At 33.0% G+C, this 581-nt stretch carries 1 protein-coding gene; it reads right to left on the bottom strand.

The window, feature by feature from the left end:
* Nucleotides 1-84: 84 nt before the first annotated feature.
* On the bottom strand, nucleotides 85-581 hold a 497-nt coding region (locus tag OO013_RS20135; RefSeq protein WP_266058928.1), incomplete at its 5' end, for a M48 family metallopeptidase.

Below are 581 nucleotides of genomic sequence, written 5' to 3'. Positions count from 1 at the left end.
CTTAAAAAACGCATAGCTGATCCCCAAAGATAATAGCCCCATCTGAAAAACAAAACGGTGGATCATAGGTGTTGTTGGTAATCGTTAATACCTTTTTTCAGCATAATTTTTAATAGCTGACAATCGCTTATAGATATGAGGGTGACTTAAAAATTTCTCACTAAACCAAACCCAGAATCCGTTTTCAGCATGAGCATCATCAATATATCTTTGAATATTGATTTTTGAGAAAATTTCTTTGCCTGTTGCTAGAATTAATATTCCCTCAAAAGAACCTTGTGTAGAGAAATAATGTCCAATTCTATCACATGTGTATTCACAGCCTCTTGAGTGTGCTTGTTTTAGAAACGGTATTAGTAATGATGGAGTAAGCCAAACCTCTTTATTTAAATGTTGTCTTTTAAGATGTCCAAGTTCGTGACCAATTACAAATTTCAGAACTTCAGTGTCTCCCATTAAAGCTGTCTCAATTACTTCAGAATAAAGCATTAAATACTTTTTTCTTGCAAATTTTGTAACGAAGGCATTGAAGGAGCCATGACAAATATAAATATCAGGTATTTCTTTAAGTCCAATTTCAT

Origin of the sequence: Mangrovivirga halotolerans, from assembly GCF_026241165.1 — a bacterium.
In the GTDB taxonomy this organism is placed as follows: Bacteria; Bacteroidota; Bacteroidia; order Cytophagales; family Cyclobacteriaceae; genus Mangrovivirga; species Mangrovivirga halotolerans.
The sequence above is the reverse complement of the archived record's forward strand: the minus strand, read 5'-3'. Positions and strand labels throughout refer to the sequence as shown.